Below are 23,764 nucleotides of genomic sequence, written 5' to 3' on the forward strand. Positions count from 1 at the left end.
CCCCTGGGCATCCCCCTCCCCCATTACCTCCAGAAAGGCCTGGTTAATCATGGTCATTTCCGCCTGGAAATCACCATACGTTGCCTCCTGAAGCACTCCGCCGATAAAAACCGGCTGGTCAGCAATGGTTGCTGGAGGCTGCAGGTCCATGGTCAAATTCGTAAATGGTGTTTGAAAACCGACCCTGGTGGGGACATTCAAGTTAAAAACGAACTCCTGAATGGCCTGTTTAACATCAGCGAACTCAAGGCCATCGTAACGGACAAAGGGAGCCAACAGAGTATCAAAGCTGGAAAAGGCCTGCGCACCGGCTGCCTCTCCCTGTAGAGTATAGAAAAAGTTTACTACCTGTCCAAGCGCTGAACGAAAATGCCTAGCTGGCATCGACACGGCCTTGCCGCTTACTCCGCAAAATCCCTGACGCAGCAGGTCCTGCAAATCCCATCCTACACAGTAGGTTGACAACAGACTGAGGTCATGCAAATGGAGATCGCCTGCTTCATGCGCTGCACGCACCTCCGGCGGATAGATGGCATTGAGCCAGTATGTTTTACTGATTTCACTGGAAATATAGTGATTCAACCCCTGAAGAGAATAGCTCATATTCGAGTTTTCCTCTATTTTCCAGTCTAATCGCTCCAGATACTGATCAATAATTCTTACATCTGCCTCTTCTGCCAGCTTACGGGCCAGGCTACGCTGCTCCCGATATAAAATATACGCTTTTGCGGTTTTTTTATGAGGAGAACTTAACAAGACCTCTTCCACCAGATCCTGAATGGACTCGACTTCGGGAATTTCGTTTTCTACCAATGCCTTTGCAAGTCCCAGTACCCAAACAGTCAACCTTCGTGCTTCCGGTTGATCGAATTCGCCAGTTGCCTGGGCGGCTTTTAAAATGGCGCCAGTAATTTTCTCGGCCTGAAAGGGGGTTACGATACCGTTGCGTTTACGGATATGGTGGAAAAACAGCTCAGGGGAGACAGCTGCCGCTGCCGGGGAACCATCATACATGTTTGTCTCCTTTCCGCGAAGGTCCGCTTGCACCAGATTGGCAAGCATGAATAAACCTGGCAGGTCTTCGGACTCATGGACATCATTCTACGTCCCTACTGGCCGTCGCTTCCCAATCCTTACACGAATCAGTGCTCAATGACGGCGGTCGTTTCCATTCACCGCTGCGGGACAGTTCCGGATTTAAACCGGATTCCCTCTTACCGCTCCTCCCTATGAGAAGCACCAGGTAGAAGTGCACTCTATATAGAGCCACTCGAATTTGTCAACACAAAATATTGGCAGTTGTGTTTCCATGATAACTTTTAGAAACAAAAAAAATAATATAAAATACCTGTAGGTTTGCCTCAAAAATCACCCTGTATTAAACTCAACCTCAACACATCATATTACAACTATTATTTCCAGTTAATCGAACTTACTTGACACCTCTTAAAATTTAATCTAAGAAACATAGCATACATACAAAGTATTGGTGCTTGATGTAACCATCGGGCTTAAAAGGGAAAACGGTGCAAATCCGTTGTGGTCCCGCCGCTGTAACCGAGGACGAAAGCTGCAGAATGTCACTGGCCATTTATGGTTGGGAAGACGTAGCGAGTAGGATGATCCGGAAGCCAGAAGACCTACCATTGACTTTTCTATCAGCGCAAACGGCGAGGAAACCGTATTTGCATGATGTAAACTGTTGAAGCATGTAGCAGTTTATTTGGGGTGATGAAGTAAACTGGGCGCAATCCCCCAGCTCTTTTTAAAAGAGCTGGGGGATTTTTTTTGTTTTTTTTTTCGAACCATCCAACAATGGAATAGGAGATAGAAATGAGTGAGGCTTTAGATATCTTACAGGCTTTTCCTGCTCACACCCATGCGGACTGGCTAGAGGCGGTTGATAAACAGCTCAAGGGTAAACCATTTGATAAGGTACTGGTAAAAAAGACCTACGAAGGGATTGATATCCAACCGATGTATTTCCAGCATGACTTGGACAAACTCGATTTTGTAAACACCTTACCCGGGCAATTACCGTATGTGCGTGGGACCTCTGCATCAGCAAGCGTTGTCAATCCCTGGGAGATTGCCCAGGAAATTACCGACTCAGACCCTGAAGAATTTAACGCAGCAGCCCTTAACGACCTCGGTCGCGGGCAGAATGCACTCAATGTAATCTTTGACAATGCCACCTGCAAAGGAATCAATCCAGACAAGGCTGCTGCTGAAGATGTGGGCAAAGGTGGGCTTTCTATTGCTACGATGGCAGATTTTGAAAAGGCTTTCAAGGACATTGATTTCACTGCTATACCGATGCAACTGCACTGTGGATTTTCAGGAGTTGGGATGACCGCGTTGCTGGCAGCACATCTGAAAAAACAGGGTACGAATCCACAAAAGCTCACAGGCTGTATTGCTGTTGATCCGTTAAGTTATCTTGCTGTGCAGGGATCGCTACCTCTTCCACTTTCCCAAGCCTATGATGAAATGGCACAAGTAACCCATTGGGGCCTGGCCAATGCTCCCGAGTTACAAACTATTGCTGTTCATGTTGACCCTTATCAGCGTAGTGGCGGCAATGCTGTACAGGAAGTGGCCTATGCTATGGCAACGGCAGTTGAGTACGTCCGAGCCATGCAGGAACGAGGACTCACCATCGATGAAATAGCACCCAGAATCATGTTCGCCTTTTCCATTGGTGCTGATTTCTTCATGGAGATTGCCAAATTTCGTGCAACAAGAATGGTCTGGTGCCAAATAGTGGAATCTTTCGGTGGCAACGAAGAGTCCAGAAAAATGAGAATCCATGCCCGCACCTCAACCTGGAACAAAACCCATGTTGACCCATGGGTTAACATGCTCCGAGTATCCACCGAGGCTTTTTCCGGAGTGGCAGGCGGAGTGGATTCCATGCATGTCAGTCCTTTTGACGAAATATTCAGACAACCCAACGAATTTTCCAGACGTATTGCACGAAATGTCCACATCGTCCTCAGGGATGAGGGTCATTTTGATAAAGTGGTCGATCCAGCTGGCGGTTGCTGGTATGTCGAAACTATCACCGGAGAGATAGCAAAAAAAGCCTGGGAACAGTTCCAGGAAATAGAAAAGCAGGGCGGCATGTTTACCTTCCTGAACGCAGGAACTCCTCAGCAGCAAGTTGCTGAAATTGCTGCTCAACGTGCCAAAAATATTGCTATCCGGAAAGATCGCTTTGTTGGTACAAATATGTACCCTAACCTCTTGGAAAAGCCTGAATCAACTGATGAGCTCGATGCTTTTGCATTTCAGGCTGACCGAGTTGAACAGGTTATCCAATATGAAGGTCAAGCAGATCAAGCAGCTCGTGACGCAGCCTTGGCACAAGTAGCTGCAAGCAAAAAGAACGTTACTGCCGACACTGTTGAAAAGGCCATAGCCGCAGCATCAGCCGGTGCAACCCTTGGAGATCTATTCCAGGCTCTCCGTGGTGAAACTACAACCACGGAAACGGTTACCCCGCTCAATATCCACCGTGGTCCTGAACCGTTTGAACAGCTCCGTCGTGCAACAGAAGCCTATACCGCCCAAACAGGTGCGACTCCCAAGCTTTTTCTAGCTAACATGGGCCCTATCCCACAACACAAAGCCCGTGCGGATTTCTCCACAGCATTTTTCAATGTCGGAGCCTTTGAAACAATCGGCAACGATGGTTTTGGTTCAGTTGATGAAGCAGCCGAAGCAACTCTGGATTCAGGAGCTAAAGCGGTGGTTATTTGTTCTACAGATACTGACTACCCTGAGGTAGTACAACCTTTAGTGAGCAAGATAAAATCTGCCCAGCCGGGCACCCTTATCATCTTAGCAGGATACCCTCAAGATCATATAGAATCCTTCAAAGAGGCCGGTGTCGATGAATTCCTGCATATACGTTCAAACGCTCTGGAACTTTTAGGCAAAGTGCAAAAACATTTGGGGGTGACAGCATGAGCAATCCTAATTTTACAAATATAGCCTTTGATCCGACCAAGTCGCGCATGGATTATTCCACATGGGCGGCAGCCATTCAAAAAGAAACAGGCATGTCTGCTGAAGACCTGGTTTGGAAAACAGTGGAACAAATAGATGTCAAACCTATGTACAGGCGCGACGACTACCAAGGGCTTGACCATCTTTCCTATATGGCTGGCATTGCCCCTTACCTTCGCGGACCATATGCGACCATGTTTGTCATGCGACCATGGACGGTTCGCCAGTATGCCGGTTTCTCCACAGCTGAAGAAAGTAATGCTTTTTACCGTCGTAATTTGGCAGCTGGACAGAAAGGTCTTTCCATTGCCTTTGACCTTGCTACCCACCGTGGGTACGACTCTGACCATGAAAGGGTTGTAGGTGATGTTGGTAAGGCTGGGGTTGCGGTTGACTCCATCCTGGACATGAACATCCTCTTTGCCGGTATTCCTCTCGATGAAATGACGGTTTCCATGACCATGAACGGCGCAGTACTGCCAATCATGGCCTTTTATATCGTCGCTGCAGAGGAACAGGGGGTTAAACAGAGTCAGTTAGGCGGAACCATCCAAAACGATATTCTCAAGGAATATATGGTTCGTAACACCTATATTTATCCGCCGGCAAACTCGATGAAGATCATCTCCGACATCTTTGCCTACACTTCCGAAAACATGCCGAAATACAACAGTATCAGTATTTCAGGGTATCATATGGAGGAAGCCGGTGCGACTTCAGACATTGAAATGGCCTATACCCTCGCCGATGGCTGGGACTATGCCCGTGCTGGTGTAAATGCGGGTATGGATATCGACACCTTTGCTCCACGGCTCTCCTTTTTCTGGGCCCAAGGCATGAACTACTTTATGGAAATTGCCAAAATGCGGGCTGCCCGTGTTCTTTGGGCAAGAATTATAAAGACTTTTGATCCCAAGAATGTAAAGTCCCTTGCACTGCGGACACACAGTCAGACTTCAGGATGGAGTTTGACCGAAGGCGACCCCTTCAACAATGTATGCCGAACCGTTATCGAAGGAATGGCTGCAGCCCTTGGCCACACCCAGTCCATGCACACCAACTCACTGGATGAGGCCATTGCACTGCCCACCGAGTTCTCCGCACGTATCGCTAGAAACACCCAGCTCTACCTGCAGGATGAAACCAATATCCTCCGCCCTGCTGACCCTTGGGCCGGTTCCTACTACCTTGAAGCCTTGACAGGAGCGATCATGCAGCGTGGCTGGTCTCTTATCCAAGAGATTGAAAGTCTCGGCGGTATGGCCAAGGCTATTGAAACCGGTCTCCCCAAAATGAGGATTGAGGAAGCTGCAGCTCGTCGACAGGCAGGGATCGATTCGGGACAAGAAAAAATTATCGGAGTCAATAGTTTTTGCCTGGATAAAGAAGAAGCATTGGATACCCTTGAGGTAGACAATACTGCTGTTCGCGAAGCACAGCTTGAACGCCTGGCAAAACTCAAATCAATGCGCGACGAAACCAAATGTCAAAGCGCTTTGAACGGGTTAACTCAATGCGCAAAAACCGGGGAAGGCAACTTGCTGGCGCTTGCCATAGAAGCTGCCAGAGCCAGAGCTTCATTGGGAGAGATTTCCGATGCGCTGGAGAAGGAATGGGGCCGTCACACCGCTGTCATCCGTTCCATATCCGGTGTCTACAAATCCAAATTCAGCGAAAAGGAAGAAGTAGAAAAAGTCATTCAAATGACCAAAGAGTTTGAACAAGAAGAAGGACGACGTCCTCGAATTATGGTTGCGAAGATGGGCCAGGACGGTCATGACCGCGGCGCCAAGGTTATCTCCACCGCCTTTGCCGACCTTGGATTTGATGTGGATATCGGCCCTCTGTTCCAGACCCCGGAAGAAGCAGCCCGTCAGGCAGTTGAAAATGATGCCCATATTGTCGGCTTCAGCTCCTTGGCCGCTGGTCACAAAACCCTTTTACCCGCTCTGGTTGATGAACTGAAAAAACTCGGCCGTCCTGATATCATGTGTGTCATTGGAGGCGTAATCCCTGCTCCTGATTATAAATATCTCAGGGAAAGGGGTGCTGCGGCCATCTTTGGCCCAGGTACGGTTATTCCGGTTGCCGCCCAAAAGGTATTGGAAGAGCTGAAAGCTCGCTTACATGGCTGATGCATATACCTTTGGCAAGTACCTTTCAGCGGATTTCCTATCCGCTGAAAGGTACAGCCAGTTAACCAATGAGGGAGGATAATGACATGGCTGACAAGGATAAACTACCGGAATGGGCTCCTCAGGAAGGCGGTAAAGGATTTGCCTGCCGGGTTATGGACGGCGTCGAAGGAGGTCACGACGGCATAAGTTCTTACAGTGGCACTCAGGCAGGAAAACCAACCAGCAAGTATAGACGGGCGCAACTGACTCCAGACCAGTATGCAGAAGGGGTACTTAATGCGGACCGCGGTATAATCGGCCGTACTATCACACTGGTGGAAAGCAACCTGCCAGCCCATACGGACCAGGCCCAGGAAATTCTGAAAAAACTCCTGCCCCACACTGGAAACTCAATGCGGGTCGGCATCACAGGTGTGCCGGGTGTCGGCAAAAGTACCTTTATCGAATCGCTTGGGTATTATTTAATCCAGGGAGGGCATAAGGTTGCAGTATTGGCCGTTGACCCCAGTAGTTCCATATCCGGCGGCAGTATTCTTGGCGATAAAACCAGGATGGAGCGATTGGGAAGAGATAAGCGTTGCTTTATAAGACCATCGCCTTCCGGCGGGACCTTGGGCGGTGTTGCCAGAAAAACAAGGGAAACCATGCTCGTTTGTGAAGCAGCAGGGTATGATGTGATCCTTATTGAAACAGTCGGGGTCGGCCAAAGTGAGATTACTGTCAGGTCTATGGTCGATTTTTTCCTGCTACTCATGCTGGCTGGTGCCGGCGATGAACTTCAAGGAATCAAAAAAGGGATCATGGAGCTGGCCGACGCCCTGGTAATCAACAAGGCAGACGGTGACAACAAGCTCCCTGCTGAAACAGCTCGTAACGAATATGAACGCGCAATGCATTACCTGCAACCTTCGACCGAGGGGTGGACATCCCATGCCTTTACCTGCTCTGCAGTAAAAGACCAGGGTATCGAGGACATCTGGAAGGTGATTGGTAAATTTAAAGAAATCACCACAGAATCAGGTATTTTTGAACAACATCGAAAGCAGCAAAGTATCAAGTGGGTCCACGACATGGTGGACGAACATCTCCGCTCTCTTTTCAGCAGACATCCGGAGATCATCAAGATGATCTCCAAAATTGAACAGGATGTCGCTGAAGGAGTTTTGCCGGCGGTTTCAGCGGTACAAAAATTGATAGCTATTTTTGAAGGAAAACGGATGCAGGAGGGAAAGCAGACAAGGCTCTAACTTATTTGACCATGCTCTAAAACCATTAACTGACAGAGGAGAAGACAATGAAAGATGATCGAGACAAAAGGTTTTATGTGTCAAGCGTTGGCAACCTGTTTCTTAAATCTTTGGAGATGTTTGCAGACCGAATAGTATCAGCCCAAGGTCAGGTGGTGGATCCGAAAAAAATGGAGCTTAATGAAAGTGCTACCGTAGAGTTTCAAGGCCCCACAAGAACAACCCGTACATCAGTAGTCAGAATTGAATAGCCTGCAAGGCTATCAGCACGCAGATAAAAAATTGTTGGTCAGCGTCCACTCAACCCCAAAGAGCAGGGGTTGCATCAAGCACGCTGATCAGCAACCGTCTTTACCCCAATATCCCACTCGAAAAAGAACAAGCGAGTATTTTTAGGGACGAACCTCCCCCCGAAACCAGGAAAAATACACGCCGAACAGGCAGAAAACAGCAGAGAAAATATAGACTATATGGACACTGCGAAGAAAGGGACCAAAGATCTCCGGGGTGATCGACTGCTCCCCAACAATGATCGAGAGCACGACCGTGGCCAGAGCCATGCTAAACATTTGTCCCAGCAAACGCATGGTGGCCACCGCTCCAGAGGCAAGACCATAGTAACGTTTTTCCACAGCTCCCATGATGGCGCTCATATTGGGAGAACTGAACAGGGCAAAACCTGTTCCGAGCAGAAGCAAATCAGCTACAATGAGAGACAGGGGTGTATGGGGAGTGAGCATGGTCAAAAGAGAGACGCCGATGACCGTAACCAACATCCCGGCAGTTGCAAGCAGGCGGGGTTCGATTGTATCTGACAGTCTTCCCGCAAAAGGAGAAAGAATCGCCATCACTATCGGCTGAGCCATTAAAAGGGTGCCGGCAGCTTGAGGGGACAAACCTTGTACATACTGCAGATACAAGCTGAGGAGAAAGGTTACCGCAAAGGTGGCCGAATAGTTGAGTAAAGCTGCCAGGCTCGAGAATGCAAATACCTTGTTGGTGGTAAAAAGCTGTACCTCAAACACAGGAAACTTTGCTTTGAGTTGCTGGCGGATAAAAATATAAAAAAGCACGCCACCGGCTGCTAAAAGCCCAAACCCGAGAGCCGAAGGAATTCTGGTTACTCCATATACTACCGATAAAATGGCTACCGCATACAGCAAACCGCCTGCAATATCGAAGTGTTGCCCGGGTTCACCATACCATTCACCTTTCAAGTGATGCAAAGTCAGGTACAGCGAGGCGATCCCCATGGGCAGCATTACAAAAAAGATGGACCGCCATCCTAAATGTTGGGCAAGCAAACCACCCACAAAGGGCCCCACAGACAATCCAATATACACCGCAGCAACATAAACACCGATCACTTTTCCGCGTTTTTCAGGTGGAAAAATAGATGTCAAAATGGCCATACCCGTAGTCACAAACAGGGCTGAACCAACCCCTTGAATAATACGCGCAACGATGAGCACCAAAAAGGCATGAGCAAAAACTGCTAACAATGACCCGACAGTGTAAATAAAAAGTCCTTGGGCAAACAGTTTTTTACGGCCGAAAATGTCTGCCAGTTTCCCGGCCGGCACAAGCACGACCGCCATGGCCAGCAAGTATGAGGTTGCAATCCAGCTCAGCTGCACAGCGTTGAGTTGCAAATCTTTCTCCATCGCAGGCATGGCGATGTTGACAGACGAGAGCATAAACGGGCCCATGAATGACGTTACGGTTGCCACAATCAGCGCGGATCGCTCAATTCTCGCCTGTTCTTTGCCGGCCTCTTCTTTGTTGCGTGCGTGCATGTTCACCTCTGATATCTCTCACATCAATGTGCATTACAACCGAATCAGAGAGAGCAACAAATCGTTTTTTCCCTTTTGGGGGTACATCTTGCCGGCAATCAATTCCCTGCCCCGCCTTATCGAGACGAGGCAGAAGAAATTATCTACAACTGGGCCGCGTTAATTAATTGCTTTTCTCAGTTCCCTGATTGGTCTCCCTATACTGCACAATATCCTCAATTGTAAGCACAATCATGTCATGCTTATCTGCAAATGCTACAATTTCGGGTACTCTGGCCATGGTACCGTCTGGATTGGTCAACTCGCAGAGTACTCCAGCCGGTGCAAGTCCTGCCAGCTGCATCAGGTCAACGGTTCCCTCGGTATGACCACGCCGACTCAACACGCCTCCTTCACGAGCTCGTAAAGGAAAAACATGCCCAGGGTTATTTAAGTCCTCTGGTACGCTTGTCGGTGCTGCGGCTGCCTTGATAGTGGTTACCCGATCTGCAGCTGAAACGCCGGTGGTAACCCCGTCTCTTGCTTCAATGGAAACCGTAAAAGCCGTTTGATACCTGCTGCTGTTGTCTTCAACCATGGGCGGCAACCCTAAAGCTTCAACCTTTTCACCTGTCAGACAGAGACACACAATACCGCTACATTCACGAATCATCAATGCCATCTGTTCGTTGCTCAAGTGCTGAGCCGAAAAGATGAGATCTCCTTCGTTTTCCCGATCCTCATCGTCAACGAGTAACACTCCGCCACCGGCGCGCAAAGCCTGCAACGCCGAATCAACCCGCTGTTGCGAGTCACCAAATTTTGCAATCAAAGACTGATTCATGGTAATTTCTCCTTATACCTTTACCAGAATCAGGGCACAGAAGAGCTGGGAACGATTGCGTGGACACACAACCGCAGAGGCAGAATACACAACAAACCGCCTGGCTACTCTCTCCCTTCCGGACTATAACCGTCGGCTCTGGAATCTCACCAGATCTGCTTGACCCTGCTGCTCGGCAGCAGGCGCTCGCGGGCTTTTCCTGAAACAGGCATCACCGCCGGTGGGGAATTACACCCCGCCCTGAGAATAGTTAGTACATGACTCTCCTGCTTTCTACCAAGCAGCTGTGAGCCATGCACACCTCATTATAATTACTTGAGGGGTGTTTACATCGCATACTATCTTTGCTGCACAGCCCCCAAGGCGGTTACATAGTACAGAAGAGCAAAACAAAGTCAAGTTGAAAAAAATTATACATTGTAACTTATCAGTCCCTATAAGCCAGAGCGACTTTATAGAACTGCGGTTCCACCTTGACAAGGGCATCAATAAGCAGAGGATCAAAATGACTGCCTTTCCCATCAAGCATTATTTGCAACGCATCGGCATGGGATATAGCATCTTTATACACCCGCTTTGAAATAAGCGCGTCGTATACATCGGCAATAGCCATTATTCTTCCAGCCAACGGAATATTTTTTCCTGCCAGTCCCCTGGGGTAACCAGACCCGTCATATTTTTCATGGTGACTGCCTGCAATTTCTTTGGCACAGCTTAAAAAAGAAGTGGAATATCCGGCCATCTGCTCCAGGTTGGCAATAACTTCTTCGCCAAACAGGGTGTGTTTTTTCATCTCGTCAAACTCTTCAGCTGTCAGCTTGCCCGGCTTAAGAAGAATCGAATCTCGGATAGCCACCTTGCCGATATCATGTAAAGGAGCGGACTTCTGCAGCAGGTCAATGTATTCATACGTCAACTGATCTACAAAATGACCATTTTCAACCAGTGAAACAGATACCAGCTCCACATATTTACGGGTACGCTGAATATGGCGCCCAGTTTCCGGATCACGATATTCCGCCATCTCACCCATGGCCTCAATGATGACATCTTTTAATTGTTCTGTCTCATGGGTTCGCTGTTCAACCAATTCTTCAAGGTGAGACCGATACGCATACAATTCAAGATGATTCTGGACTCGTGAACGTAACTCTGCCCCATTAAAGGGCTTGACAATATAATCTACAGCTCCCAGCTCAAGGCCGCGGGTAATGTCAGCGGACTCTGCCCGAGCAGTAAGGAAAATAACTGGAATATCTGCAATCACCCGTTCCTTTTTCAACTCCACCACAGCCTCAAAACCACTCATGCCAGGCATCATGACATCCATTAAAATAAGCTGAGGGTGAGCCGCTTTTATCCGCTCCAATGCCTGTTCTCCAGTGGTAGCATAGGCAAATTCACAATCGAGCTCTTGCAAGTGTGACAGGGCTATTTGAATATTTTCAGGGACATCATCCACGATAAAGATAAGCGGCCGACTACTTTTTTTCGTTTTACTGTTCATTTTTAACCAGTTGTGTCAAGAGATTCTCTACGCCGATAATATCGTGCTCAGTGGCATAAAGTATCAGTTCTTCGCCAAAGTCAATCACCGTTTCCAGCCCTCTTGATTCACCTTCCTGCTTTATCAATTCTCCGAGTTTGATCGCAGTGGAAAGGCTGCCGGTAAAGATAGCCTTTTCAAGCTGTACTTCTAACTCATCACTCCATAAGGAAGAAATCAGCAACATCTGCTCCTTGCCCTCCTCATTAGCTATTGAGGACTCCGAATCCACCTCACCATCACCAGAGGCAGAGCCAAGATTGTATTGAGCAATAATTTCTTCTATTTCTTCAAATCGAAACGGCTTTTGCAAGTGGCCATCAAAAAGTGGGTCAGCACCAGTATCTTCAATTAACTCTCCTGTCATCATAATCACCGGAATATGTTCCGTCGCTGGATTGGTTTTCAGTTCCATGGTCACCGCCTTGCCATCCTTGCTGCCGCTAAGATGCAAATCCATAAAAATAATGGCCGGTTTATGCTGAACTGCAGCCTCAACTGCCTCATCGCCGGTTGAGGCAGTTGAGACCTTCATGGACGATCCGCTGAAATAATCAGTAAAGACTTCCTTGATCAGTTCTTCATCGTCAACAATCAACAACCTGGAAACAGCCGCAGGAAGCGGCTCAGGAGCTTCAGTAGTCTGTGAGGCTAAATGGTACTGTGTTTCGGCCATGGAAACATCGGTTAGGGTAACCGTAAACGTTGTGCCCGCTCCGAGGGCGCTTTCAAGTACAATTTCCCCGCCCATCATGGCAACGAGCCGACCACATAAAGCCAACCCAAATCCTCGACCATTATAATTGGTGACAGCTTCCTCTCCAGTCGGGTTGAGTATATGGGATAGGATCGCAGAATCTTTTTCAGGGATACCTATCCCCGTATCAGCAACGACAATGCGCAAATTATAGATATCTGCTTGGCTGCTATCCCACTCCCCCTCTATGGTTACGCAAATACTTCCTTTACGGGTAAACTTAATCGCATTACTCAGCAAATTCTGTATAACCTGCTTGAGACGTATACCATCAATAAACACAACCGATGGAATATCCTTATCAACGAAATAACTCACATCCAATTTTTTAAGTTGCGCCTGATCACGAAACAGATCAACTACCTCGCCGACAAGATCCGGCATGCGAACCGGTATTTTTTTCAATTTCAAATGGCCCGTTTCGATTTTTGACAGATCCATTAAATCATTGAGGATTGTCACCAAGGTCATTCCACTCCGGAAGATAGTTTCGGCAAATCTCTTTTCCCTATGGGGAAGATCACTCCCTGCTAACATTTCCGCATAACCAATGATAGCATTCATGGGGGTACGGATGTCGTGGTTCATATTGGCAATAAACTCTTGGTGAATATTACGAGTCTGCTCCGCATTTACCGGTACGCCCTTTTCCTTGTATGTCTTTCCCTCACCTTGAAGAATATCTTTTCCGTAACGAATCACAAAACGACCGTGTTCGGTTTCCTGCAGCAACAGCAACTCCTCGTTACATTCCACAGTGCCGTCCGCATAGGTACGGGTTCTGAGATATTTTTTTTGTTTCTCTTTACCTGCAAAAAAGTCGGCAATAATTTCTGCAGAAAAAGAAGGGTCCAGCTCGTAAGCAGGAACGCCCAAGAGAGCAACATCAATATTTCTTGCATTAATAAGGGCTGTTTTATTTGCCTTGGCAACACAGTACTTTTCATCAATCCACCAGATATCCAAAGGAACATTGTCCAACGCCTCCAGTACTATGGCAGGTGTGTTGTCATTTAATCGGTGATCCATAACTGTAAGGGTTTTCTTTTGCATGTGATGGGTTATTAAAAAAAAATGTGCGGATGAACAATATACCAGCAATGCCCCACAAAGAAGACGTGCTTTCACTTATTGCAACAGTAAACTTTCTTTTTGACTTGTTGGGAGGCTGTCGGATACTAAGCTTTTATCTCAAACCATTTATAGTAAATCAAGCAGAGCCGGATGGCTGGCAACAGAGTCCATGCTCAGCAGGGAGCATTGATTTTCAAAAAATGACGCCTAAGTGGGAAAAAAGAACATCATCCGAATGGCTTCCCATAGATACTACATTACTCTCCTAAGTTGTATACTAGAGCAAGTAGTGCTTGATTACCAAATGTTAATTCAAAAAGATGTTCTTTTGTAGACACTTGTATGAGGATTTACAGAACGAAGCGATAGAATAAATCATCTCTGAATAACAGCTGACACTCGCTGGTTACGCATACCGCGCGTAATTGAGGACAAGCATAAAAAAATATACAGAAAGGGGGTCACTGCTCTCTGCAGTGGGTTTGAGGTAACCATTCAGCGAATATTTAAAAACTTTCATTCTACCCTGAACTGTCACTGCTCTACAGGGCTCCAAATATTCGGAACAGACCGATTAAGCAGATAAGCCCCGACTTCGATACATCGGCATGCTGGACGAGCAGATCGTGGAGAGTTGGAGTGTTGCTGAGTTACAAACACTGGTTTATTTTTCCATGCAGCCCGGCCTACCTGCCAAATAACATAAAATTCTTTGATTAGAATAACTTACTACCAACTTTAGCATTAACTGCCGGCGAGACAAACGTGGCCTCACCGCTTTCTGCTTTTGGATATTGCACGCCTAAAACCAACACCTCTGAAGTGACAGGTCCCATTGGCCTTGGGTCAAAATTTAAAACTCCGAGTACCAGTCTGTCTTTAACGTCCTCAACCGGGTGACAGGTAAAGCGGCCGTAACTTACTCGCTTTCCATATTTGCCGAAATCTACAACCATCTTATAGGTCTGCTTATTCGTTCTGGTTTCCAGTTCGACCTCAACAATCCTGCCAACTCGTACATCAAGTTTTGCAAATGAGTCATCATAGGAAACAACAGGTTTTATTTTGCTTGCCATTTTTCTTTTCTCATAACATGAAGACTAGAGTGAATGCTGCGTACTATTACGTTTTTTGTTTTGAGCTTCATTTTTACAAGGTTGATACGGAAGCAAGGTACAAATCCTGCTTACGTTTATTTAATGCCCTTGAAGGAAAATTTCCTGTTCAGGAACAGAGTTAAAAAAACAACTGAACATGTCTTGAACATATTTGACATCGAGCAGCTAAATCAATAAACAAAGTTGCTACTCACTGGCATTGTAACGCCACTTTGGAAATCACTCGCCGATAATTTTCACCAACACCCTCTTCTTCCGGCAACCATCAAATTCGCCATAAAAAATCTGCTCCCATGTGCCGAAATCAAGCTGTCCGTCTGTGATGGCAACCACCACTTCACGGCCCATGATCTGCCGCTTCATGTGCGCGTCGGCATTGTCTTCATAGCCGTTATGGCGATACTGGTTAACCGGTTCGTGAGGCGCTAACTTTTCCAGCCATACTTCGTAGTCATGATGTAAGCCACTCTCATCATCATTGATAAACACTGATGCTGTTATGTGCATCGCATTCACAAGAACAAGCCCTTCCTGCACTCCACTTTCACGGAGACACTCTTCAACCTGGGGGGTAATATTGATAAAACCTCTGCGCGATGGAACTTCAAACCAGAGCTCCCTCCTATAGCTTTTCATACATGTACCTCTCTTAAAATTTACAAAAAATAGTAACAATTCAGCGAAGATCTAAAAACTGTCAATCTACCTCGAACGGTAAGTGTTCAGCAGTGCTGCAAATGTTCACAAACTGTCCGATTAGCAGAGAGGCCCCGACTTCGATACATTGGTATGCTGGGGGGACAGGTCGTGGAGAGTTGGGCCGCTGCCTCTAACCCGAATTTCTCATGAACATTGTGTCAACCTGTCAAATTACAAACAATCTTTATATGTTATACAAACTAAGATGAAGTTGAAAGTTTTTCACAATGTTCACCAAAGGTCAGTCCATCCAGCACCATTTTCTTCAGTATTTTGGCAATGAATATAGGCTACTATGATTCATTGCCAAAAACTTTGAAACTGGCGCTGCCTGAACTGATGAGAAATCCAGGCTAAGTAATAATTTCAAATCCAATAATTTCTGCTTTTCAGCTGTTTACCAGGGACCATAGTTTGACGAAAACAATAGTTTGCAAACCACCTACACTATTAATGTGATAATTTAGTGACGCCACAACCGTACTCAACAAATCGCGGACGAAAACAGGGTAACGGTCAACGATCACTTTGCTTTTTTAATATTTTCAACATCCGTTTATGCACGTTACTCAAATAGAGGCCGCCCCTCCGGTCGCACTGCTGAACACAACGATGACCAAGGACCTTGTTTTATTTCATAAACAGACCCCATAAAGAGTTCCGTAAGTGTCTGAAAACCTGTTTTCGTCAACAATCATGTCGCAAATCCGGTAAAATTAGAATGGAAAATCAGCATCGCTCTCAACCTGTAACTCGACCTTGCTGACAAGAGGTTTCTTTGCAGTTTTATGCACAGGGTTGCCGTCAACAAAGATCGCTTTATATGGCTTGGTCGGGCATGCGTGTTCACACCCTCCGCAGCCGATGCAATAGTCTGCTGTAACTTCCGGAATGACGAGCAGCCTATTGAGTGGATTTTCGTACGGCACCATCTTGACTGCTTTGGTCGGACAATGTTCGGAACATGCACCGCAGGCAGTATTGTCGGTATAGACCACGCAATTTTCCCTGATAAATGTAGCTACACCGATCTGCGTTATTTTTTTCTCCGCCACCTCAAGCGGAAGTAGAGCACCGGTTGGGCATACATTCGTACAGACCGTACACTCATAATTGCAGTGACCCGTGCGATAGTTCATCCGCGGCAACATTACTCCGGACAGGCCATATTCCAGGACAGAGGGAAGCAACACCTGAGTTGGACAGGCACTCACGCATAGATGACAAGCTGTGCATGTGGCCGTAAAGTGGGCGACGCTGGCTGAGCCCGGCAAGGAGACTGGACTTGTCCTTATCACCGGAATAACGGTCGGTTTACTTTGGATAATTGTCTTCACTGTTTTGGCAGTGGTTCCAGCTTCTGCCAATCCGGCTATTCCCAAAAGGTATACCCCTGAATGCAAGAGCAATAACCGTCGTTCCCGATCCGGCTTCAGGGCGTTTTGGGCAGCCCCCCTCCCCCAGGTCCTCCGCCTTGAATATTGCATTGCACCGTTTGCGCAAACGGCCAGACAGTTGTAACAGCTCACACAACGGCTCATATCGACTGTCTTTGCGGCAAGATCAATACAACCGGCCTTGCACACTGTTTCACATCGCTTGCACCCGATACAGGATTCTTGCACAATCTTGATTCGTAAGAAAGAAAATCCGGCAACAAACCCCAGAAGCGCACCAACCGGACAAACACTGTTGCAATACAACCGACCACGTGTAGCTGAAAGCCAAAGAACCAGCAACAGCATTGCCACGGCAACCCCGGTGGAGAAAGGTGCCATGGCTGCCCAATGGCCACGAGCCAGAAAATAAATATCATACTGTTCCAGCGCCATGGCGCCGACATTGTTCACACCAAGAGCAATCGGACGCATGATATTGGTCATCATCCGGCCAAACCCACTGAAGGGATCTAAAAAGTTCAGTAAAATATTGCTGCCTGCCAACAGCAAAAGAGCGGTGAGCAAAAGTACCGAATACCGCAAAGCATTGCCAGGTTTGCGATAGCTAAAAAGAGCATGTTTCCGCCTCTTCCGCACAACAAAACCAATCATATCCTGCAGGGTTCCGAGCGGACAGATGGTTGAGCAATAAACACGTCCGGCTGCCATTGTCAGAAAAAGAACGAGAAGAAATCCAATTGCTCCGAGAGTAGTAGAATGGATGAATTTCTGCAAAGAAGGTACAAATTGCAGATAAAGAAGAGTACTGCCGGCAACAGGGGCGAAGGTGTTCCTGAAATCAAAAAACAACAGTACGGTAAGGATAAAAAAGAGCACCGATACAGCAACACGTACTCTTTTTAACTGATGCAAGTACATAATCAGATCTTGATGCGGTCGATCGAAAGCTCTTTCAAGTTGATCTTGCCAAGATGCATATCCGCTGCCAGCTGAATGTGACGAATATCTGTCGGTTTGGCACCGAATATCATCGCCGCTGCCGCATCGGCCGCAACCGGATCAGGAGAGACAATCAATGATTTCATAGAAACGACATCCCCCACAGAGACACCACGGGGCCCATTCTGCTTCACCACGTTATAAGCGTCCACCACCGTAAGATTCGGCTTTCTGTAAGAGACAAAATCAGCAATGCACTGGTGCAGGTCGTTCCTGTGATAGTACCATCGATCCCACACGACCCCCATGAGATTCTTCATGCCGATAGTAACCATTGAGGAGCTGTGGTGCTTCAGTACCGGAGCATTGATGATTATATCTGCATCCAGTACCAACTCATGTACCTTGGTTTCAGTGAGACGTTTTCCATGAGGTACCCTGACCTTATGATAGTACCCTTCATTATTACCAGGAACAATTTTCCCGCCGGCATCCTTTACGGCTCTCTCAACACCGCTGTTTTTGTAACACTGAGACCAGGCATCACAGGTATGATCGAATACCGATACTTGTTTGGCTCCCGCTTGCAGGCAATGTTCGATGATGCGACCAACAAGTTTTGGATGTGTATTGCCAGCTCTATCAGGTGTCAAATCCCAGCCAATGTTTGGTTTGACCAATACCTTACTGCCTTTGGGCACAAACGTTTGCATCCCACCAAACGATGCCATCGCCTTGTCAAACATCTGTTCCGGTTCGCCTCCCTTGACAGCCACCAGATCATATGGAGCCAGTGGATTGCCGATCGCGGCAAGGACTCTCGAATAGTCCCCAAATGCCAATGAAGATCCGACCACTAGCGAACTGCCGATCACATTCTTTAAAAAATATCGTCGATCCATAATAACCTCTCTCGAGTTGTTGGTCTTGGCATGCACTTTACTTGCTCTGCGACGCATCATCTCGTTTCTTCATCATTTACTCTGTTATTGTCTGGTGCGCACCTGGAACAATGTTGAACAGTTCCAGGTAGAATTTAAGACCTTTTTTTATTATTGGCTAAAGAATTGCCCCTAATATGCACAAACAGGTTCGTTAAGTGCTTGCGCAGACAGAGAGAAAATCGAGAATAATTGTCTCGATTGTGGCAGTACAGTTAGGTGCAAGGATATCGCCAGCCAGAACATGTCGTTCCGGTGCTTCAGTATCGCTAATGGGGACGAGGAGCTTATCGGCTGATCCGATTCGGTTAAAGGTTGCCGGTATTGCTTTGGGATCGATCACCCGGTCAAAGGGGGAATAGATGGTCAACCACGGCTGGCTGATAGTTTCCAGGGGGAGCGAACGGATTAGGCGAACAAACTGTATCATAGGCAACAAGGCCCTGGTTGGGAAACGGTAAGTCCAGTACTTGCTGTGGAGCGGATTTTGTGGTTTCCAGCTATATTCAGGGCCATTGACCAACTCACCGATAAGCCCTCCCCATGGCCAGCTCAGCAACAGCGAACGCTTATCGGCCAAGGCGTAATTGGGTGAGATCAAAATAAAGGCAGCAACCTGTTTTCCCATCGGTTGCACGGCCAGCCAGGTTGCGGCCGTCGCTCCGGTGGAAAGACCGATAACTATAACTCGGTCGCCGATCCGGCGGCCGATAGCCATTGCCTCGGAAATGTCGTTTATATAAGCATTTACGCTGCACTCAAGCATAGCCTCACCTGTGCGGCCATGCCCAGTAAACCGGGTATAAAACAGATTGGCCCCCATGGCCTCCGCCACCTTATCCGCAAGCGGAGCCGACTCCTGGCGGGTCGCTGAAAAGCCGTGTAAATACACGATGGAGAAAGGAGTTTTCCGGCCCGGTTCGTCTGCCCAACGGATGATCTTTTCGGTTCCCGGAACCAGGTCATCATAGGCGGCCTCCTTCTCTGCCAGATAGGCATCAAGATCTTCTGGCAATGTCAGCGGATGCAAGGTGGTATCCACTTCTACCCGCGGTCCAGCAAGTAAAAGGATAATCAAGAGCAGGAGTATCCCACCCCCCAGTAGCAGGTACATCGATTCTCTCTCCCTTTGAGTGGATAGTAACCCTGATTGCTTATGAGCAGTATGTCAATATGTTCAATCGTCAACAATCTCAATGCATTGAACGTAACCACATGAATGTGCAAATTTGCACAATGTTCACCAAAGGTCAGGCCAGCCGGTATCGTTTCCTTCAGAATAACATTTTAGCAGGCAAAAAGAAAACCGATGAATCAATCGCTTTTCTCCTCCGACTCAAGTATTGCAAAGGCAAATTGCGCATAAAGCAAACAACCACCCATGAAACAAAGCTCATCCACAATGAAAAACTTCCTTGCCCCATAAGATTTGGCACCAGAGCATTCGCCCGGAGAAGACTACAAAGGTATTTGTCAGATAAAAAAGGTATTCAGGAGAGTCTCGAGGCAGAATGTTTGCTTGAAGATATTTAGCGCTGTATTAAATTTCACCTTATACAGAAAAGCTGACCATGACGTATAAAAGCACGATGTACCATTGGAACTAAATTATGAAAGCTGTCTCAGAACCGCTTATGCGAGTTGTATTGAAAATCGGTGCTTGCATCTGCATTGGTCTCGGAGTCATAGGAGCCTTTCTCCCACTCTTACCAACAACGCCTTTTTTGATTTTGGCAACACTGTTGAGCTATAACTCTTCGCCAAAGATCAGACAATGGCTGCTTGACCACCCTGTGTTTGGCGAAACCATTCAGAATTATATTGAAAACCGATCAATAACTATTCCCGCACTTCGCAGTGCCCTTGTCACCCTGTGGCTAGGCCTTTTGATAAGCATCTGCCTGGTGAGTAATATTTGGGTGGGTACACTTTTGCTTGTTATAGGGGGCCTGGTGACGTTGTACCTACTAGGGTTGCAGAGAGAATCTAATAAACAATGAGCAGGAAGCGGGGCAAATAGAGGCAGTGCCAAGATATGTAGAACTTGGATGTGGCGCTGTAACGTTAAACCCAGTCACCGCAAGAAAAACACTGCGGCTGAGTCATGTTTTTGTGCCAGTCGGAAATCAGTTCAAGTAAGGGCGCTACCTTTGTCAGCTCGTCATCCTTTCCAACAAGATGCGTATGGATGCTGCTCCAGCGGTAATCTTCTGGATTTTCCACTAACCGTGCGCCAACAGGATTCATTTCGACATATCGGCTGTGGCCAACAGGTGTTGCTCATCTATGGGAAAAGAGGCAAATTTTTCCTGCCACAGGTGACCTCTCCATTTTTCCCGGCAATTGATCCGTCGAGTATAACGGCTATGGACTGCACCAACGGCTCGGGCAAGCCCACCTTTGGTGTGAGGGACAGTAATCAGGTGAACATGTTTCGGCATAATGCAACAAGCCCAGATCTTTACTGATGTATCGAAGTCTGGGCTTATCTGTTAACCCATTAAGATTGTCAACATTTCGAGCCATGCTGAACAAATCCAGTTCGGGGTAGAGTCATACGCCCACATCTAAGTTCTTCCAACCGTAATTTTCTACCAAAGCTTTTAAATTTGGCGGTCGGTAGCCGGAGTCTGCCTCGTACCGACTTTTCACGCTTGGGTGGATTTTGATAGGTTTACCTTTGACAACCAAAGGTCGATGCAGGGGAGATTTGAGTCGGTAAACATGCTTGCGGGACTTGTGTAACTTTCCAAGACCACCATCAGTTATAGAGGCCTTAAGATGTTGTTCAACAAACAAACCGGCGACCTCCGCTTCGTCCAGCATCCACTCAAGAGGAGTGTCAGATGCCCGGATTCCTGTTTTCTTGTCAGGTGGGTATGACCCTCCAACGTCAGCATGCACTCCTGCAAACCAAATTTGTTTTAGATCGACTCCGGGCCTGGGATGCCAGATTGTGGGCTCAAAATCCTCACGCTGCTCATCAATTGCCATAGCGTGGCGGGCAATTGCTACGTTTGCCCCCATTTTTGTATCATAAAACTCATCATGGCTCTCAAATAATCCCATCAAACTGAAAGGAATACCTAAAGCGCCAACAGTATCCCAAACACCTACAAAATGGACATTGCGCGAGGGGTGGCTATGCGTCTCTCTGAACTGCCTAGCAGCAACTTCGTTTGGTCGATTTTTCTTCAGTGGGCTCTTATAGATCTTAAAGGCTTCGGCAATAAGCTGAGCATCAGAGCGCTTTAAAATACCACAATTATTAACAAGGCCGCTCAAGGCCCTTACTGTATATGCGCCGCGGCTGAAGCCAAAAAGGAATATCTTGTCATCGGGCGCATAGTTCTGAACGATATAGCGGTATCCATCCGTTATGTTTTTGTGAATTCCACGACCAGTCGCACCAGCACTCACATTACTGTGATAAGAGCCTAACCCCCAATCGTAAAAGACATGCTGTTTAATACCATTTGCGGCAGGTTTAATGGATCGAGATAATTTCAACACATTAGTCGGGAAATCTTTTTCGATGTCTTCTTCCGGCCGATTCCAGGTTCCATCTGCACAGATAACTATATTTGCCATGGTCTCCCCCCTTTGCCCACGGGTTTGTGTTTAGTCGTGCTTTATTAGTGCCAAAAAAATGCTAATGAGCCTGTAGAAAAAGTCTTCTAATATGGCCGACTGCTCCTGACTCTTCGATAATTTTTCGAAAAGGCCTATGGTGCTATAGCTCCAAGTGAGCACTCTTTTGTGTTTTCAGAGGCCTTTTTTCAGTGTATTAACAGAGGGCTCTGTCATTTGTCGTCCCACTGCCTTACTCTGAAAAAATCTTTACCATAGCGATGGATTTTTTTCAGATTGTGGATAATGGATAATGGATTCCACGGGGTCTTTACTTTATCTATACCCTGTAGTGTAAAGCGATCGAGTCAAAGAACAAACCGGATATAAGCAACCACCGATTTACCGACGGCAAGGCGCATCCTGTATAAAGTTCTTCCTGCCGCTGTATCGATTGTAGCTTTCATCTTATCCGTAAAATGCTGTTTACCATTGGCTGTTTTCCGGCGAGGTAGGCATCCTAACGAATTTCGGAAGCTACTCACTGTTATTTGGTGCACCTAAGCCGACGACGGTTTTTAGATATTCGATGAATAGGTACAAATTAATTTGCATTCCCATTGATAGTCTTTAATGTCTGAAGTAGGTGAGGCCTACCATACGAAGTAATACGCGAAGCATTGAAAGCAAGGGGTAGCATGATTAAAAATCTTATGCAAGGAGCCCCATTAGTCGAGTGTGTAGTGAGATCAATATCTGAAACCGACTCTCATTTATTTTGCGGAGATCACTATGAAAAAAGTTATTGTTTATGTGTTTTGTACCATTAGCCTATTTTTCTTTACCGGCAATGCTTTAGCTGAGCAGCCGAAATGGATGGAAAATCCAACCGGAACATTGGTCCAGGAAGCGCGTAATAGTACCAAACAAGTTCCAATCACAGAGCTGAAAAGGGTTCTTGATGCGGAGGAAGATATAGTTTTGCTGGATGTTCGGACCCCTAGGGAATATGAGGCCGTTCATATTCCCGGTGCAATCAATGTCTCAAGAGGGCTTTTAGAATTTAGCATATGGTCCGTTGTGCCCGGTAAAGATGAAAAAATTTACGTGTACTGCAAGTCTGGTGCACGTGCAGCCCTTGCAACCAAGCAACTGAATGAGTTTGGCTATAAAAATGCGGTTGCCGTAGCCACAGGCATGGCTGAGTGGGCAAAATCAGGATACCCAGTTCAAACATCTATCACTGACGAGCAAATTATTCTCGTACCTGTAGAAGAATAGCAAACTCAGAGAATAATCTGTCCGTTGATATTTTTGAAAAAGTTATCGGAGAAAGCCCTGCGGAATGAGCCACAGGGCTTTTTGTCAGAGCCTTTGATGCACAGGCTTACATCGTATTTGAAAGCTCAATAGCACCCACAGGACATTTTAAAATACAACTACCGCACTCGTCGCAGCGTTCGCCTCGCACACTATAGGCATCACCTTCCTCGATGGCCTTGAAAGTAGACGCCTCGTAACACTCACCGCAGGCCGTGCATGTATCCGGGTCAATGCGCGCCCCGGCCTCGTTAACTGTCTCCCCGCCAAATGCGAATCGCTTGAGCAGTAGTTCGTGGTCGCGTGTCTCCATCTCAAAATCGTAATCGTACACCTTCCCCCTTTTCCTTTTCCTTTTCCTTTTCCTTTTCCTTTTCCTTTTCCT

19 protein-coding genes and 3 riboswitches are annotated in these 23,764 nt (G+C 47.0%); of the genes, 6 read left to right on the plus strand and 13 right to left on the minus strand.

What is annotated here, in order from left to right; genetic code table 11:
- Nucleotides 1-1,014 (minus strand): anaerobic ribonucleoside-triphosphate reductase (gene nrdD / locus JWH17_RS07445; protein WP_269755827.1); only part of this gene is annotated, 1,014 nt, incomplete at its 3' end.
- A 41-nt stretch (nucleotides 1,015-1,055) separates the two neighbouring features.
- Nucleotides 1,056-1,259: riboswitch (cobalamin riboswitch) on the minus strand.
- Nucleotides 1,260-1,470: 211 nt separating this feature from the next.
- A riboswitch (cobalamin riboswitch) is annotated at nucleotides 1,471-1,662 on the plus strand.
- Nucleotides 1,663-1,833: 171 nt separating this feature from the next.
- On the opposite strand from nrdD, the gene JWH17_RS07450 reads away from it, so the two are divergent.
- The 4 genes from JWH17_RS07450 (at nucleotide 1,834) to JWH17_RS07465 (ending at nucleotide 7,647) form a co-directional block, all read left to right on the plus strand.
- Nucleotides 1,834-3,972, plus strand: coding sequence for a methylmalonyl-CoA mutase family protein (locus JWH17_RS07450; RefSeq protein WP_205221969.1), 2,139 nt, complete (start codon nucleotides 1,834-1,836; stop codon nucleotides 3,970-3,972).
- Entirely contained in the window at nucleotides 3,969-6,146 is a 2,178-nt protein-coding gene (scpA, locus tag JWH17_RS07455; protein ID WP_205221970.1) for a methylmalonyl-CoA mutase, read from the plus strand. The genes JWH17_RS07450 and scpA overlap by 4 nt, the downstream gene beginning before the upstream one ends.
- Nucleotides 6,147-6,232: 86 nt before the next feature.
- Nucleotides 6,233-7,396, plus strand: coding sequence for a methylmalonyl Co-A mutase-associated GTPase MeaB (meaB, locus tag JWH17_RS07460; protein WP_205221971.1), 1,164 nt, complete (start codon nucleotides 6,233-6,235; stop codon nucleotides 7,394-7,396).
- 47 nt (nucleotides 7,397-7,443) lie between these two features.
- Nucleotides 7,444-7,647, plus strand: coding sequence for a hypothetical protein (locus JWH17_RS07465; RefSeq protein WP_205221972.1), 204 nt, complete (start codon nucleotides 7,444-7,446; stop codon nucleotides 7,645-7,647).
- A gap of 141 nt (nucleotides 7,648-7,788) precedes the next feature.
- Here JWH17_RS07465 and JWH17_RS07470 read toward each other — a convergent pair whose 3' ends face one another.
- From JWH17_RS07470 to JWH17_RS07510, 9 genes are all read right to left on the minus strand, one after another.
- Nucleotides 7,789-9,192, minus strand: a complete 1,404-nt coding sequence (locus JWH17_RS07470) for an MFS transporter (RefSeq protein ID WP_205221973.1) — start codon at nucleotides 9,190-9,192, stop codon at nucleotides 7,789-7,791.
- Between the two features lie 163 nt (nucleotides 9,193-9,355).
- On the minus strand, nucleotides 9,356-10,015 hold the full coding sequence (gene ribB / locus JWH17_RS07475; RefSeq protein WP_205221974.1) for a 3,4-dihydroxy-2-butanone-4-phosphate synthase: 660 nt from the start codon (nucleotides 10,013-10,015) through the stop codon (nucleotides 9,356-9,358).
- 102 nt (nucleotides 10,016-10,117) lie between these two features.
- A riboswitch (FMN riboswitch) is annotated at nucleotides 10,118-10,267 on the minus strand.
- A 175-nt stretch (nucleotides 10,268-10,442) separates the two neighbouring features.
- Entirely contained in the window at nucleotides 10,443-11,522 is a 1,080-nt protein-coding gene (locus tag JWH17_RS07480; RefSeq protein ID WP_205221975.1) for an HD domain-containing phosphohydrolase, read from the minus strand.
- A complete protein-coding gene (locus JWH17_RS07485) occupies nucleotides 11,512-13,371 on the minus strand; it encodes an ATP-binding response regulator (protein WP_205221976.1) in 1,860 nt (619 codons plus the stop codon). The genes JWH17_RS07480 and JWH17_RS07485 overlap by 11 nt, the downstream gene beginning before the upstream one ends.
- A gap of 737 nt (nucleotides 13,372-14,108) precedes the next feature.
- Complete coding sequence (locus JWH17_RS07490) at nucleotides 14,109-14,468, minus strand: hypothetical protein (RefSeq protein ID WP_205221977.1); 360 nt, start codon at nucleotides 14,466-14,468, stop codon at nucleotides 14,109-14,111.
- 261 nt (nucleotides 14,469-14,729) lie between these two features.
- The gene (locus JWH17_RS07495) at nucleotides 14,730-15,146 is read right to left on the minus strand and encodes a secondary thiamine-phosphate synthase enzyme YjbQ (protein ID WP_205221978.1); all 417 of its coding nucleotides are present in this window, start codon (nucleotides 15,144-15,146) and stop codon (nucleotides 14,730-14,732) included.
- A 779-nt stretch (nucleotides 15,147-15,925) separates the two neighbouring features.
- Entirely contained in the window at nucleotides 15,926-17,527 is a 1,602-nt protein-coding gene (locus JWH17_RS07500) for a 4Fe-4S binding protein (protein ID WP_205221979.1), read from the minus strand.
- 2 nt (nucleotides 17,528-17,529) lie between these two features.
- The gene (locus tag JWH17_RS07505; RefSeq protein WP_205222064.1) at nucleotides 17,530-18,450 is read right to left on the minus strand and encodes a DUF362 domain-containing protein; all 921 of its coding nucleotides are present in this window, start codon (nucleotides 18,448-18,450) and stop codon (nucleotides 17,530-17,532) included.
- 193 nt (nucleotides 18,451-18,643) lie between these two features.
- Nucleotides 18,644-19,603 carry an alpha/beta hydrolase gene (locus JWH17_RS07510; RefSeq protein WP_205221980.1) on the minus strand — a complete coding sequence of 320 codons (960 nt, stop codon included), beginning with the start codon at nucleotides 19,601-19,603 and terminating at the stop codon, nucleotides 18,644-18,646.
- A gap of 496 nt (nucleotides 19,604-20,099) precedes the next feature.
- On the opposite strand from JWH17_RS07510, the gene JWH17_RS07515 reads away from it, so the two are divergent.
- A complete protein-coding gene (locus JWH17_RS07515; RefSeq protein WP_205221981.1) occupies nucleotides 20,100-20,489 on the plus strand; it encodes a YbaN family protein in 390 nt (129 codons plus the stop codon).
- Between the two features lie 243 nt (nucleotides 20,490-20,732).
- Here JWH17_RS07515 and JWH17_RS07520 read toward each other — a convergent pair whose 3' ends face one another.
- Together JWH17_RS07520 and JWH17_RS07525 are read right to left on the minus strand one after the other, a co-directional pair.
- Nucleotides 20,733-20,930, minus strand: coding sequence for a transposase (locus tag JWH17_RS07520; protein ID WP_205221982.1), 198 nt, complete (start codon nucleotides 20,928-20,930; stop codon nucleotides 20,733-20,735).
- Between the two features lie 112 nt (nucleotides 20,931-21,042).
- The gene (locus JWH17_RS07525) at nucleotides 21,043-22,080 is read right to left on the minus strand and encodes a T6SS phospholipase effector Tle1-like catalytic domain-containing protein (protein WP_205221983.1); all 1,038 of its coding nucleotides are present in this window, start codon (nucleotides 22,078-22,080) and stop codon (nucleotides 21,043-21,045) included.
- A 771-nt stretch (nucleotides 22,081-22,851) separates the two neighbouring features.
- On the opposite strand from JWH17_RS07525, the gene JWH17_RS07530 reads away from it, so the two are divergent.
- Nucleotides 22,852-23,340 carry a rhodanese-like domain-containing protein gene (locus JWH17_RS07530; RefSeq protein ID WP_205221984.1) on the plus strand — a complete coding sequence of 163 codons (489 nt, stop codon included), beginning with the start codon at nucleotides 22,852-22,854 and terminating at the stop codon, nucleotides 23,338-23,340.
- 106 nt (nucleotides 23,341-23,446) lie between these two features.
- Here JWH17_RS07530 and JWH17_RS07535 read toward each other — a convergent pair whose 3' ends face one another.
- Complete coding sequence (locus JWH17_RS07535; protein ID WP_205221985.1) at nucleotides 23,447-23,692, minus strand: ATP-binding protein; 246 nt, start codon at nucleotides 23,690-23,692, stop codon at nucleotides 23,447-23,449.
- Nucleotides 23,693-23,764: the final 72 nt, after the last annotated feature.

This window comes from Desulfogranum marinum, from assembly GCF_016918565.1.
GTDB classification, from domain to species: domain Bacteria; phylum Desulfobacterota; class Desulfobulbia; order Desulfobulbales; family Desulfobulbaceae; genus Desulfogranum; species Desulfogranum marinum.